The sequence below is a fragment of the Mycolicibacterium sp. TUM20985 genome (assembly GCF_030295745.1).
Classification (GTDB): Bacteria; Actinomycetota; Actinomycetes; order Mycobacteriales; family Mycobacteriaceae; genus Mycobacterium.
Window position 1 is genome coordinate 3,667,698 of the sequence record NZ_AP027291.1, and the last position, 13,600, is coordinate 3,681,297.

Below are 13,600 nucleotides of genomic sequence, written 5' to 3' on the forward strand. Positions count from 1 at the left end.
TCAATCTGGTCGAGCTACATCTCGCCTGCGTCGATCGCTTCCTTGACTTCCTGCGCCTGGGCAACCTGCTCGGCGGTGTAACCGATGAACAGCGCCACGAGTCCGACGATCACGGCCACGGCCGCGACCCACAGCAGCCCGTAGGTGTAGCCCTGGTCGAGTGCGTGCAGCTGAGCCTCGTTCATGTTCTTGACCGGGCCGGTCGTGCCGCCGAGGTACAGCGTCCGCGACGTGATGACGGCCTGGATGATCGCGAGGACGACGGGGCCGCCGAGACTCTGCAGCATGAGCGCGATCGCGGAGACCGGACCGATCTCGTCGAAGGCCACACCGGCGATCGCCGACACCGTCAGTGGTACGACGATCATGCCGATGCCGAAGCCGCCCACCGTGATTGGAATCACCAGATTGGGAAAGTACGGGATGTCGCCGTTCAGCGTGGACCCGTAGATCATGGCCGCCAGGACGAACACGCCGCCGGCGATCACCAGGAGGCGCGGCGGAAACATCGAGACGAAATACGACGACAACCCCAGGCCGATACCTAGCGCGACGACGAACGGGATGAAGCCAATACCGGCGCGGAGGGCGCTGTAGCCCATGATGTCCTGCACGTACAGGCCGATCAGGACGGTCAGCGTGAACATCACGCCGCCGGCGAGGAAGACCGCGGCGAAGGTCGCGACCCGGTTGCGGTCGCGGAAGAGGGTGAACGGGACGACGGGGTTGATCGCCGTGCGTTCGACGTAGATGAAGGCCGTGAAGAACACCAGCGCCGCCAGGCCGGAGCCCAGCGTGAGCGACGACTGCCACCCCTTCTCCGGGCCCATCGAGAAGCCGAAGACGGCGGCGGTGCAGGCAAGAGTCGCCAGGATGGCCCCGGCGGCGTCGAGCTTCATGCGCTCGCGATGCGTCTCGCGCAGGGTCCTGCGGGCCAGGTAGATCATGACCAGGCCGACCGGCACGTTCACCAGGAACGCCCAGCGCCAGGAGATCTCGGTGAGGGCGCCGCCGACGACGAGCCCCATCACCGACCCGATGCCGGTCATCGCGGCGAAGACGGCGGTGGCCGTGTTGCGGGCCGGGCCCTTCGGGAACGTGGTGGCGATGAGGGCCAGGCCGGTGGGTGACGCGATGGCCGCGCCGACACCTTGAGCGAGCCGCGCGACGACGAGGGTGGTCTCGTCCCACGCCACGCCGCACAGGATCGAGGCGATGGTGAACAGCGCGACGCCAACGATGAAGGTGCGCTTGCGGCCGATGGTGTCGCCGAGGCGTCCGCCCAGCAGCATCAGGCCACCGAAGGTCAGGACGTAGGCGGTGATGACCCAGCTGCGGCCGGCGTCGGAGAGGTTGAGCTCATCCTGGATCTTGGGCAGCGCGACGATCGCCACGGTGCTGTCCATCGTCGCCAGGAGCTGCATGCCGCCGATCGCGATGACCGCGGCGATGAAGCGGCGCGACGGAAGCCACGTCGGATACCAGCTGCTCTTCACGATCTGGGTCGGCGTGATCGGCATGGGCATCACGGGCTCAGCCCGCTCGCCGGCGTCCTCCGCATCGTGTTCGATGGCGGCGTGCTTCGCATTGTGGGGAGCCGTCATAACGGGTTACTTTACAGTAATCTTAGAAACCCTTTAATTGGCGAAGGCCGCCACGGCCCCGATCACGATGATCGCGGGAGGTCGAATGCCGTCTGCGCGGATGTGTTCCGGCGCGTCGCCGAGTGTGGTCTTCAGGGTCCGCTGCGCAGCCGTCGTCCCGTGCTGGACCACGAGCACCGGTGTTTCCGCAGGCCGGCCGCCATCCAGGAGCACCTTGGCGAAGAGTTCGATCCGTTCGACGGCCATTAGGAGGACGATCGTGCCGGACAGCGCCGCCAGCGCATCCCAATTCACTAACGATTCGGGGTGCCCCGGCGCGACATGACCGCTGACCACCACGAACTCGTGGGTCACGCCGCGGTGGGTGACCGGAACACCTGCCAACGCAGGAACGCCTATGGCGCTGGTCACACCGGGTACGACGGTCACCGGTATTCCGGCTTCGGCACACGCCAACAGCTCCTCGTGACCCCGCGCGAAGACGTACGGGTCACCGCCCTTGAGCCGGACGACGAACTTGCCTGCCCTTGCGCGGTCGATCAGCACGGCGTTGATCGCGTCCTGCGCCATGTATCTGCCATAGGGGATCTTCGCCGCGTCGATGACCTCGACGTGCGGGGGCAGCTCGGCCAGGAGTTCCGGTGGCGCGAGGCGGTCGGCGACCACGACGTCGGCGTGGGCGAGGAGTCGGCGACCCCGCACGGTGATGAGTTCGGGGTCACCGGGGCCGCCGCCCACCAACGCGACACCGGTGTGCTGCGAGTCGGGCGCATCCGCGACGATGACGCCCTGCTGGAGCGCTTCATGGATCGCCGAGCGGATCGCGGCCGAACGACGATGCTCACCGCCGGCCAGCACCCCGACGCTGAGCCCGTCGTACTCGAAGGAGGCCGGGGTGACCGCCGTGCCGTCGCGCGCGACGTCGGCCCGGACGCAGAAGATTCGCAGTCGCTCCGCCTCGGCGACGATGGCCTCGTTGACCGCGGGATCGTCGGTCGCAGCGATGGCGTACCAGGCGCCGTCGAGATCGCCTGCGCGGAAGTCGCGCACCACGAGCGTGATTCCCTCGAGCGACTCGACCGCAGGCGTGGCCGCGCGGGCGATGACGTGGACGTCGGCGCCGTTGGCCAGCAACAGCGGGATCCGCCGCTGCGCGACACTGCCCCCGCCGACCACGACGACCTTCTTGCCGCCCAGGCGCAGGCCGACGAGGTAGGCGTTCTCGGTCACCCGGCGAGTTTAGTGGTTGGCGCGGAGCCGCCCCGGCGGCGACCTTCCAACGCCGCGGTGACGAAGCGGGCCGCTGCCTCGGGATGGGCCGCGGCGTGTGCATGGAGATATGCGGCGTGCACGCCCCCGGACACCGCCCCGTCGGTGACCGGCGCCCCGGCGCCGTCGCGGAAACCCCAGGCCGGTTCGTGACCCTCGGCGAATGTGACTGCGGTGCGATGGAATTCGTGTCCTGTGACGCGGGCGCCCGCCTGGTGCAGCGACGAATCTCCGAGCGCGACGGCGTCGCGGTAGCCGAGCGTCAGCCGCGGCGTGAAGTGAGCGCTGCCGCGGAGCACGCCGCACATCGGCTGCCCGTCGAGGTCGTCGACCAGATAGGTCAGGCCGGCGCATTCCGCGTGGATCGGCGCACCGCGGCTGGCCAGCTCGTTGATCTGTTGGCGGACAACGTCGTTGGCCGACAGCTCTGCGGTGAACTGCTCGGGGAATCCGCCGGGTATCACCAGCGCGTTGGTACCGGGTGGCAACGGGTCCGTCAGCGGATCGAAGGCGACGACGTCCGCGCCTGCGGCGACGAGCAATTCCGCGTGCTCCGGATACCCGAACGTGAACGCCCGCCCGGCCGCGAGTGCCACGGTGACGCCGCCGGGCACGGCGTCGGCGTGGCGGGGTGTCCACGGTTCGGCATCGACATGGGAGGCCGCGGTGGCCGCGATGGCCGCGAGGTCGACGTGGCGGGCGACGAGGGTCGACATCGCGTCGACCGCCGCGAGGGCCCGCTCGCCGTGCTCGGCGGCGGTCACCAAGCCGAGATGGCGCGACGGCACCGACAGTTCGTCGGCCCGCGGAATCGCCCCGAGCACCGGCACCCCCGCGTGTTCACAGGCTTGTCGGAGGACCGCCTCGTGCCGCGGCGAACCGACGCGGTTGAGGATGACCCCCGCCATGCGGACGGAGCGGTCGAACGTCGAGAACCCATGCAGCAGAGCGGCGATGCTGTGACTTTGACCACGGGCATCGACGACGAGCACCACCGGCGCCCCGAGCAGACCCGCCACGTGGGCGGTGGAGCCGCGGGCCGGGCCCGGCGCACCCGCGTCGATGCGGCCGTCGAAGAGGCCCATCACGCCTTCGACGACGGCGACGTCGGTCCCCGCGCTGCCGTGCCGGTAGAGCGGTCCGATCAGGTGGTCGCCGACCAGGACGGGGTCGAGATTGCGACCCGGCCTGCCGGCGGCGAGCGCGTGGTAGCCGGGGTCGATGAAGTCCGGGCCGACCTTGAACGGCGCGACGGTGCGACCGGCCAGTCGCAGCGCGCCAATCAGACCGGTCGCCACCGTGGTCTTGCCGCTGCCGGAGGACGGTGCGGCGATCACGATGCCGGGGACACTCACCACTCGATCCCCCTCTGGCCCTTGCGACCGGTGTCCATGGGGTGCTTGACGCAGGCCATCTCGGTGACCAGGTCCGCGGCGTCCAGCAGTCGCGGCGGGGCGTCGCGGCCGGTGATGACGACGTGTTGCCTGCCGGGTCGGGAGACGAGGGCGTCCACGACCTCGTCGACGTCGATCCAGCCCCACTTCAGCGGGTACGTGAACTCGTCGAGGACGTAGAAGTCGTGACGCTGTTCGACCAACCGGCGCGCGATCTCCGTCCAGCCGTCCGCCGCGGCCGCCGCGTGGTCGACGTCCGACCCCGGCTTCCGTGTCCACGACCAGCCCGAGCCCATCTTGTGCCACTCCACGGGCCCGCCGACGCCGTGCTCGTCGTGCAGCTGGCCGAGTTGGCGAAATGCCGCTTCCTCCCCCACCTTCCACTTCGCGCTCTTGACGAACTGGAACACCGCGACGTCGAAACCCTGGTTCCAGGCCCGCAGCGCCATGCCGAAGGCGGCCGTCGACTTGCCCTTGCCGGGACCGGTGTGGACCGCCAGCACGGGGGCATTGCGCCGGGCCCGTGTGGTCAGGCCGTCGACGGGCACGGTCAGCGGTTGGCCCTGTGGCATCGAGGTCTCCTTCCGTCCCGAATCAAGCGGCCCGGCCGGCGGAGTGCGCTGTGACCAGCCGCGTCAGGCCATCCGCGCGAAGCTGCGCGAGCCGCACCGCGGGCGCACCGAGTTGAGTTGCCAGCACATCGGCCAATCCCAGTCGCACATAGGACGTTTCGCAGTCCACTACGACGGCGGTCGCACCTTCGGCCACTAGCATCGCCGCCGCCGTACGCGCCCGGCCGAGCGGATCGGGTCCTCCGGTCGCCCTGCCGTCGGTAAGGATCACCACGAGGCTGCGCCGCGCCCGGTCGCGCGCCTTCTCCCGCACCACCAGGTCCCTGGCCGCGAGGAGGCCCTGCGCCAGGGGCGTCTTGCCTCCGGTGTCGAAACGCGCCAGGCGCCTGCTGGCGATGTGTACCGATGACGTCGGCGGCAAGAGCACCTGCGCCGCTTGCCCACGGAAGGTGACGACAGCGACCTTGTCCCGACGTTGATAGGCGTCGCGCAACAGCGACAGGGTGGCACCGCCGACGGCCGACATGCGGTCGCGGGCCGCCATCGAACCCGACGCGTCGACCAGGAAGAGGACGAGGTTGCCCTCCCTGCCTTCGCGAATGGACCGCCGCAGATCGGTCGGCCCGAGCCGGGGTCGGCCCGGTCCCGTCTGCCGTTCGGCGGCGGCGAGCACGGTGCCGAAGACGTGCAAACCGTGGCCGGCCCGGGGGTCCTCGGTGGCCGACACCGGAGTGCCCGTCTGGTTACGGGCCCGCGACCGGCGTCCGGGAGCGCCCTCGCCGACGCCGGGCACCACCAGTGCCTTCGCCCGGAACGTCGCGGTGGGCGCGGCGTTGGGGCGCGGTGTCGACGACGGCGAATTCTGTTGCCGCGCCGCACCATTGGTCACCTCGCCGTCGGAGGCGTCCGTTGCACCGTCGCCACCGCCCGGCGGATCGGGTTCTGGTTCTGGTTCGGCTTCGGGTTGGTCGGCGGCCTCACCGGCCCGACTCATCGCCTCGTCCAGCTGATCGGGATCCAGGCCGGGGTCGTCGAAGGGGTCGCGACGGCGCCGGTGCGGGAGCGCGAGCTCCGCGGCGACGCGCACGTCTTCCTCCTCCACCCGCTGGGCGCCACGCCAGGCGGCGTGCGCGACCGCCGTGCGGGCCACCACCAGATCAGCCCGCATCCCGTCGACGTCGAACGCCGCGCACAGGGCGGCAATCCGGCGTAACTCGCTGTCCGGCAAGACGACTGCCGCGGCCATGGCGCGCGCCAGCACGATCCGGCGCGACAGATCGGCGTCCTCGGCGGTGTACTTCGCCGCGAACTCCTCGGGGTCGGCCTCGAAGTCCATCCGCCGCCGGATCACCTCGACGCGGGTGTCGACGTCGCGCGACGCGTACACGTCCACCGTCAGGCCGAACCGGTCCAGCAGCTGCGGCCGCAGTTCACCCTCTTCGGGATTCATGGTGCCCACCAACATGAATCGGGCCTCGTGACTGTGCGACACCCCGTCCCGCTCGACGTGCACGCGGCCCATCGCCGCCGCGTCGAGAAGGACGTCGACCAGATGGTCGTGCAGCAGGTTGACCTCGTCGACGTAGAGGACACCACCGTGGGCGCGGGCCAGAAGACCCGGCGAGAACGCATGTTCGCCGTCGCGCAGCACGCGTTGCAGATCCAGCGACCCCACGACCCTGTCCTCGGTGGCGCCGATCGGCAGCTCGACCAGGCGAGCACCCTCGTCGACCGCGGCGAGCACCTGGGCCAACGCGCGCACGGCCGTCGACTTCGCGGTGCCCTTCTCGCCGCGGATCAGCACGCCGCCGATCTCTGGCCGCACCGCGCAGAGGATGAGCGCGAGCCGCAGCCGATCCTGACCGACGAGAGCGGAGAAGGGATAGGGCGTGGGAGCGGGTGTCGTCACGGGCCGTCAGCCCGCGCCGTGAAGACCACTGCGGCGCAGCATCGGAATGTGCGGGATGCCGTCGTCGAGGAACTCCTCACCGTCGCGCACGAAGCCATGCTTGGCGTACATCTCCTCGAGATAGGTCTGGGCATCGATGCGGCACGGGTCGTCGCCGACCTCGGCGAGCGCCGCCTGCATCAACCGACTGGTATGGCCGTGACCCCGCGCACCGCGTTTGGTACACACCCGGCCGATGCGAAAGACCTTCTCGCCGCCGGGATGTTCCTCCATGAGACGCAGTGTCGAGATGACCTGACCATCGGCATCCTCGAGCCAGAAGTGTCTGGTCTCGGCGAGCAGGTCACGCCCGTCCAGCTCCGGATACGGTGTGGCCTGCTCGACGACGAAGACCTCCACCCTGAGCTTCAACAGCTCGTAGAGCGTGCCAGCATCGAGATCCTTGGCCCAGCTCCGACGTGGCGAAATCGTCACGGTGTCACCGTCATACGGTGACCGCAGGCATGTCCGTGGCCTTGGTGTCGAGCTTGAGCACCTTCGTGCCCCACGCCCACACCTCCTCGAACAGCCTGGGATCGTTCGAAAGTTCGGTGCCGAACGACGGCACCATCTCCTTGAGCTTGGGCTGCCACCCCGGGAAGCGGTCGGGGAAGCAGCGTTCCAGCACGTCGAGCATCGCGGGAACGGCCGTCGACGCGCCCGGCGACGCACCGAGCAGACCGGCAATACTGCCGTCGGCCGCGGCAAGCACCGTGGTGCCGAACTCCAGCACGCCACCCGCGCCCTTGCGGCGGATCACCTGGACACGCTGACCGGCGATGTCGAGCTCCCAGTCGGAATCGATTGCACTGGGCGCGAATTCACGCAATGAATCGACGCGGTCGGCCTCGCTGAGCAGCAGCTGGCTGACCAGGTACTTCACCAAGCTCATCTCGGTCAACCCGACACCGAGCATCGAGCCGAGGTTGTTCGGCTTCACCGAGAACGGCAGATCGGTGACCTTGCCCTGCTTGAGGAACTTCGGTGACCATCCGGCGAACGGGCCGAACAACAGGTAGGAGCGACCGTTGATGACCCGCGTGTCCAAGTGCGGCACGGACATCGGCGGAGCGCCAAGCGGCGGTGCGCCGTACACCTTGGCCTGATGCATGGCGGCCAGTTCGCGATTGCCGGTCCGCAGCCACTGCCCGCCGACGGGGAAGCCGCCAAAGCCCTTGGCCTCCTCGATACCCGACTTCTGCAACAGCGGCAGAGCCCCGCCGCCGGCGCCGACGAAGACGAACTTCGTGTTAATCTTGCGCTTCTGCCCGGTGCGTCGGTTGGTGACCTTGACCGTCCAGGTTCCGTCGGACTCCTTGCTCAGGTCGCGCACCTCGTGCCCGAACAGGGTCGTCATGCCGCGTTGCACGGCGTAACCCATGAGCTGCCGTGTCAGCGAACCGAAGTCGACGTCCGTGCCGTCCTGTGTCCAGTTCAGCGCCATGGGTTCGGAGAAGTCGCGCTTGGCGGCCATCAACGGCAGCCGGCGGGCGAACTCGTCCGCGTCGTCGATGTACTCCATCGTGGCGAACAGCGGGTTCTGCACCAGCGTCTCGCGACGGGTCTTGAGGTACTCGGTCTTACCGGCGCCGTGGACGAAGCTGACGTGCGGAATGGGATTGAGGAAGCTGCGGACGTCGGGCAGGACACCCGTTTCGACGGCGTGCGCCCAGAACTGCCGGGAGACCTGGAACTGCTCGTTGACGTGAACGGCCTTGGCGATCTCCACCGTGCCGTCGGCGCGCTGCGGGGTGTAGTTCAACTCACACAACGCGGAGTGGCCCGTGCCCGCGTTGTTCCACGGATCGCTGCTCTCGGCGGCCGCCCCGTCGAGTCGTTCGATCAGCGTGATGGACCAGTCGGGCTCCATCAGCTTCAACAACGTGGCCAGCGTCGCACTCATGATGCCCGCGCCCACCAGCACGACGTCGGTCTTGGCTACCTCAGACACCTGAATCCTTGACCCTTCGTGGTCGCGCACCCGCGCGCCGCGGGTGCAGAGCTCTCAGGTTATCCCGTCGAGCTCGAGAGCCCGAGGTCGGCCGACACCGAGTGATCCCGTCATAGAGTGAGTTCGTGACAGCGACAGAACCGGGCGCGGAGCTCACCTGGGAGCCCGACGTGTTGCCCGGCTACTGGCAGCAAACCCTTCCGCTGGGCCCCGACCCGCACGGCGAAGGCGATCTCGTCGCCACGCTGGTGCGACGGGGTGACCGAGGTGGCGGCGGACACGCCGTCCTGGCCCTGCATGGCTACACCGACTACTTCTTCAACACCGAGCTCGCAGATCAGTTCGCCGGACGCGGGTTCGACTTCTATGCGTTGGACCTCCACAAGTGCGGCCGATCGCACCGGCCGGGGCAGACACCGCACTTCACGACCGACCTGGCCGGGTACGACGCCGAACTGGACCGCGCTCTCGGCGTGATCACGGCGGCCTCGGGCGCCGACGGACCGGTCCGGGTGTGCCTGTACGGCCACTCCGCGGGTGGCTTGATCGCCACGCTCTGGCTGGATCGACTCCGCAGGCGTGGTGCGGCGTCGCACGTCGGCGGCCTGGTACTGAACAGCCCGTTCTTCGACCTGCACGGGCCCGCGATCCTTCGCACCGCGCCGACCTCGGCGGCGCTCGTCGCGCTTGCCCGCTTCCGGAAGCGGCAGGTGATCCGCCCACCGACCGCGGGCGGGTACGGCACCAGCCTGCACCGCGACTATTCCGGTGAATTCGACTACGACCTCGACCTGAAGCCACTCGGCGGGTTTCCGGTCACGTTCGGCTGGATCAACGCCATTCGACGCGGCCAGGCGAAGCTGCATCGCGGCCTGGACGTCGGCGTGCCCAACCTGCTCCTGCGGTCCGACCGCAGTGTGCCGGAGGCGCCCGATCCCGAGTCCATCCAACGCGGAGACGCCGTGCTCGACGTCAAGCAGATCGCCCGGTGGGCGGGCTGCGTCGGCGACCGCCAAACCGTCGTACCGATCACCGACGCCAAACACGACGTGTTCCTGTCCCTGGCCGCGCCGCGGGCAGCCGCCTACGCCGAGCTGAATCTTTGGCTCGACCGTTACCTCAGCTCTGAATCAGAGCCCACCTCAACAGAATCCGGACGGGACTAGCACGTGGAACACTTCGATCTGGCGATCATCGGAACGGGCTCGGGTAACAGCCTTCCGGACCCCCGCGTCGACGCCAGGTATGGCGACATGCGAATTGCGCTCTGCGAGCAGGGCACCTTCGGCGGCACCTGCCTCAACGTCGGTTGCATCCCGACGAAGATGTTCGTCTACGCGGCCGAGGTAGCTCAATCCATTAGGGAGAGCTCGCGTTTCGGCATCGACTCGACCCTGGACAAGGTGCGCTGGCCCGACATCGTGGACCGGGTGTTCGGACGCATCGACCCCATCGCGGCCGGCGGTGAGCAGTACAAGCGCAGCCTGTCGAACGTCCACGTCTATGGCAGCCATACGCGTTTCGGTCCTCGGCAACCCGACGGCCGGTACCTGCTGCGCACGGCCGACGGCGAGGGCTTCACCGCGGACAAGGTCGTCATCGCCGCGGGATCGCGCGTCCACGTCCCCACGGCCATCGACGAGTGCGGAGTTCGGTACTACACCAGCGACGACATCATGCGGATCGCCGCTCTGCCAGAACATCTGGTGATCGTCGGCGGCGGCTTCGTGGCCGCCGAGTTCGCGCACGTGTTCTCCGCGCTAGGGGTGCGCGTGACGATCGTGGTCCGTGGCGATGGCCTGCTGACCCACTGCGACGACTCCATCTGCTACCCGTTCACCGAGCTCGCGGCGGACAAGTGGGATCTACGTACCCACGTGAACGTCATCGGCTCGCACCAGGACGGCGAACGCAGCGTGCTGGAACTCGACGACGGCAAGACCCTCAGCGCCGACATGCTCCTGGTGGCCACGGGCCGCGTGCCCAACGGCGATCAGTTGGACGCCGAACTGGCGGGCGTGGAGGTCGACGCCAATGGGATGGTCAAGGTCGACGAGTACCAAAGAACCACGGCGCGTAACGTCTTCGCCCTCGGCGACGTGTCGAGCCCCTATCAACTCAAGCACGTCGCCAACCACGAGGCCCGCGTCGTGCAGCACAACGTCATGGTCGACTGGGACCACACCTCGTCCATGCACGTCACCGATCACCGGTTCGTGCCGTCGGCGGTGTTCACCGATCCGCAGATCGCGATGGTGGGGCTCACCGAGGCCGAGGCTCTGGAGGCCGGCCACGACGTGCTGACCAAGGTGCAGAAGTATGGCAGCGCCGCATACGGCTGGGCCATGGAGGACACCACCGGCATTGCGAAGGTGATCGCCGATCGAGGGACCGGGAAGATCCTTGGCGCTCACATCATGGGACATCAAGCGTCCTCGATCATTCAGCCGCTGATTCAGGCGATGACCTTCGGACAGACGGCGATGGACGTCGCGCGCGGTCAGTACTGGATCCACCCCGCGTTGCCCGAGGTAATCGAGCAGGCGTTACTCGGACTCTACGAGTAAGGCCTCAGCCGGCCGAGGCGTCCCAGCGTTCTTCGATGCGGCCGAAGCGCCACACCGCGAGCGCGACCAACCACACCACCACGAACAGCCCCACGATGGTGAAGCCCACGAACTCGAGGTCGGCCGAGCCGATGAACGCCAGCGGCCCCGACTCGATGCCGAGGCGGTCGACCAACAGCCCGATCAGCACGATCACGCCGATCACCAACGCGACGAATACCGACAACACGGTGATCGTCAGGTTGTAGTACACCTTGCGAATGGGCTTGAGGAAGGCCCAGCCGTAGGCGCGGGCCATGAAGATCCCGTCCGCGGCGTCGAACAGACTCATGCCCGCCGCGAACAACACGGGCAGCACCAGAATGGCGTACCAGGGCAGGGTGAAGGCGGCGGTTCCCGCAGCGAGCACCAGCAGGGCCACCTGCGTCGCGGTATCGAAGCCGAGCCCCATCAGCAGGCCCACCGGATACAGGTGCCACGGCTTGCTGACGCGTCGCATCACCCGTCCGAGTAGCCGGGCCAGGAAACCCCGGTTGTTCAACTGGCGTTCCAACTCGGCCTCGTCGTACTCGCCGGTCCGCATCTCGCGGAACACCTTTGCGATACCGACCACGGCGAACAGGTTCGTCAGCCCGATCAGGATGAGGAACGTTCCCGCCACCAGCGAGCCGATCAGTCCGAGCGTCTGCAGCATCGCCGAGTTCTCGTCCTGCACCGGACCGACCAGTGCCTTCACGCCAAGTGCCAGCAGGAACGCGAGTCCGAACACGACGCTCGAATGCCCCAGAGAGAACCAGAACCCCGCGGAGAGCGAGCGCTTTCCCTCACCCACCAGCTTGCGGGTGGTGTTGTCGATGACCGCGATGTGGTCGGCGTCGAACGCGTGCCGCACCCCGAGCAGGTAGGCCGTGACGCCGAGGCCGACGCCGAAGACGCCCGTGGCACCGAGCGTGATGTGCTTCGGGGCGACCCCGAGGACCAACACTCCCCACCCGAAGAGGTGCAGGAAGACGACGACCGCTCCCATGCCGACGATCGAGGTCCAATCGGTGCGATCGAGGGGTTTCGCGACTCGGGCCAAAGATCCGGATTCCGATGCCGTGCCAACGATCACATGCCCTCCAAGCGCGGGGATTCCGGGGTGTGACTCGACCCTAGGCGGCTGCCCATCATCTGTCTAGCTGTTCAGATGTTCAGTCGACGGCCCATCCAGACGGGCAGGTTAGGCGTGCGCCGCGCCTATCCAATGGAGTAGGTCGTGCACGGTCTCGTCCTCGAGTCGGTAGGCCACCGACCGGCCGACCCGGGTGCTGCTCACCCAGCCCTGTTGGCGGAGCACCCGAAGTGCTTGTGAGACAGAGTTCTCCGATCGGCCGACGACGGTGGCCAGGTCGCTGACGAAGATTCCCGGCACACGGTGCAGGCAGAGCAGGATCTCGAGTCGGTTCGGATCCGAGAGCAGGTCGAAGCGCAACGTCCAGCCGGTGATGTCGACGTCGGCGAGCGCGGAGGACGCGTGCCGCGCCACCGTCTCGTCCTCCACCCGCCCGCGACCGTCTGCCATCGCTCGAATCTAAGCCCTCTTGGGGTCCAGGCGGGCCATACGGCACGCCAATTCAGGCGTTGCACGTGTTGACACACGTCCCGGGCGCCTCGAAGTAGCGGACGATCTTCTGAGAGACCTGCCAGCTCTCCCCACCGTCGCCGTCCCGGAACGTGGCCACGGCGTAGATCTCGTCCTCTTCGTTGATGGGACCGGTGTCCTCATCGAGCACCTTCTTGGGCACCGAGATCTCACGGAGGTATTCGATGCCTGCGGGGGTCGCTCTGAGATAACCCTCGCCGTCGGTCTGAGTGCCCGGCAAGAACTCCGAGACCAGTGCGGAGTCTCCGGGCCAGCCGTTCCCGTCGTCGGCCTGCAGGTGATAGATCATCCCGCCCCGGCCGGGGCCGCCGGGATGGTCGCCGTCATTGATGTGGATGAGGTAACCCACCGCATCGGCCTGCTCCATGGGGAACACACCCTTGATCGCCAGGCGGTAGTTTGCCGGGTTGCCGCGGTCCTCGTTGACGAACAGCTGCGCGCCCGACTGCTTCGGCGAAGCGGCGGCGGGCGCCAGGCCAGCGGTCATCGCGACGACCGTGCCCAGCACGGCGGCGCCGGCGGCACGGGTGAGGATGGACGTGTTCATGTCGAGCTCCTTGATCATCGGGTCGACCGGGGTGGCCGACCATCGCAGAGAGCGTGACTCCTGCGCGCACCACGGTCATGGGGTGAATCCCCTGTTTTCACCG

Annotated in this window: 12 protein-coding genes; 2 read left to right on the forward strand and 10 right to left on the reverse strand. The window is 68.1% G+C overall.

Annotated elements, in window-relative coordinates; translation table 11 throughout:
* Positions 1 to 14: 14 nt before the first annotated feature.
* Genes QUE68_RS18030 through mqo form a run of 7 tightly spaced genes read right to left on the reverse strand, consistent with a single transcriptional unit; the run spans position 15 to position 8,738 of the window.
* Positions 15 to 1,604 carry an MFS transporter gene (locus QUE68_RS18030; RefSeq protein WP_284227492.1) on the reverse strand — a complete coding sequence of 530 codons (1,590 nt, stop codon included), beginning with the start codon at positions 1,602 to 1,604 and terminating at the stop codon, positions 15 to 17.
* 33 nt (positions 1,605 to 1,637) lie between these two features.
* The gene (gene cobA, locus QUE68_RS18035) at positions 1,638 to 2,834 is read right to left on the reverse strand and encodes a uroporphyrinogen-III C-methyltransferase (RefSeq protein WP_284227494.1); all 1,197 of its coding nucleotides are present in this window, start codon (positions 2,832 to 2,834) and stop codon (positions 1,638 to 1,640) included.
* The gene (locus tag QUE68_RS18040) at positions 2,831 to 4,228 is read right to left on the reverse strand and encodes a cobyrinate a,c-diamide synthase (RefSeq protein ID WP_286274216.1); all 1,398 of its coding nucleotides are present in this window, start codon (positions 4,226 to 4,228) and stop codon (positions 2,831 to 2,833) included. Before QUE68_RS18040 ends, cobA begins: the two co-directional genes overlap by 4 nt.
* Positions 4,225 to 4,839 carry a cob(I)yrinic acid a,c-diamide adenosyltransferase gene (gene cobO, locus QUE68_RS18045; RefSeq protein ID WP_284227496.1) on the reverse strand — a complete coding sequence of 205 codons (615 nt, stop codon included), beginning with the start codon at positions 4,837 to 4,839 and terminating at the stop codon, positions 4,225 to 4,227. The genes QUE68_RS18040 and cobO overlap by 4 nt, the downstream gene beginning before the upstream one ends.
* 22 nt (positions 4,840 to 4,861) lie before the next feature.
* On the reverse strand, positions 4,862 to 6,748 hold the full coding sequence (locus QUE68_RS18050; protein ID WP_286274217.1) for a magnesium chelatase subunit D family protein: 1,887 nt from the start codon (positions 6,746 to 6,748) through the stop codon (positions 4,862 to 4,864).
* A 6-nt stretch (positions 6,749 to 6,754) separates the two neighbouring features.
* A complete protein-coding gene (locus QUE68_RS18055) occupies positions 6,755 to 7,222 on the reverse strand; it encodes a GNAT family N-acetyltransferase (RefSeq protein WP_284227498.1) in 468 nt (155 codons plus the stop codon).
* 10 nt (positions 7,223 to 7,232) lie between these two features.
* The gene (gene mqo / locus QUE68_RS18060) at positions 7,233 to 8,738 is read right to left on the reverse strand and encodes a malate dehydrogenase (quinone) (RefSeq protein ID WP_284227500.1); all 1,506 of its coding nucleotides are present in this window, start codon (positions 8,736 to 8,738) and stop codon (positions 7,233 to 7,235) included.
* A gap of 125 nt (positions 8,739 to 8,863) precedes the next feature.
* Here mqo and QUE68_RS18065 point away from each other — a divergent pair, with 125 nt between their 5' ends.
* Positions 8,864 to 9,904, forward strand: a complete 1,041-nt coding sequence (locus QUE68_RS18065; protein WP_284227501.1) for an alpha/beta hydrolase — start codon at positions 8,864 to 8,866, stop codon at positions 9,902 to 9,904.
* Between the two features lie 3 nt (positions 9,905 to 9,907).
* Positions 9,908 to 11,305 (forward strand): mycothione reductase, encoded by a 1,398-nt coding sequence (gene mtr, locus QUE68_RS18070; protein ID WP_286274218.1) that lies wholly within the window; start codon positions 9,908 to 9,910, stop codon positions 11,303 to 11,305.
* Positions 11,306 to 11,309: 4 nt separating this feature from the next.
* Here the strand turns inward: mtr and nicT are convergent, their stop codons facing one another.
* The 3 genes from nicT to QUE68_RS18085 form a co-directional block, all read right to left on the reverse strand.
* A complete protein-coding gene (gene nicT / locus QUE68_RS18075) occupies positions 11,310 to 12,332 on the reverse strand; it encodes a Nickel transporter NicT (protein WP_349816670.1) in 1,023 nt (340 codons plus the stop codon).
* A 195-nt stretch (positions 12,333 to 12,527) separates the two neighbouring features.
* On the reverse strand, positions 12,528 to 12,869 hold the full coding sequence (locus tag QUE68_RS18080) for an ArsR/SmtB family transcription factor (RefSeq protein ID WP_284227504.1): 342 nt from the start codon (positions 12,867 to 12,869) through the stop codon (positions 12,528 to 12,530).
* A gap of 52 nt (positions 12,870 to 12,921) precedes the next feature.
* Complete coding sequence (locus tag QUE68_RS18085; protein WP_286274219.1) at positions 12,922 to 13,497, reverse strand: hypothetical protein; 576 nt, start codon at positions 13,495 to 13,497, stop codon at positions 12,922 to 12,924.
* Positions 13,498 to 13,600: the final 103 nt, after the last annotated feature.

Excerpts from the sequence above, each read along its gene's own strand:
- QUE68_RS18030 (WP_284227492.1), bottom strand. The coding sequence starts at position 1,604 with ATGACGGCTCCCCACAATGCGAAGCACGCCGCCATCGAACACGATGCG.
- cobO (WP_284227496.1), bottom strand. The coding sequence starts at position 4,839 with ATGCCACAGGGCCAACCGCTGACCGTGCCCGTCGACGGCCTGACCACA.
- nicT (WP_349816670.1), bottom strand. The coding sequence starts at position 12,332 with ATGGGAGCGGTCGTCGTCTTCCTGCACCTCTTCGGGTGGGGAGTGTTG.
- QUE68_RS18080 (WP_284227504.1), bottom strand. The coding sequence starts at position 12,869 with ATGGCAGACGGTCGCGGGCGGGTGGAGGACGAGACGGTGGCGCGGCAC.
- QUE68_RS18085 (WP_286274219.1), bottom strand. The coding sequence starts at position 13,497 with ATGAACACGTCCATCCTCACCCGTGCCGCCGGCGCCGCCGTGCTGGGC.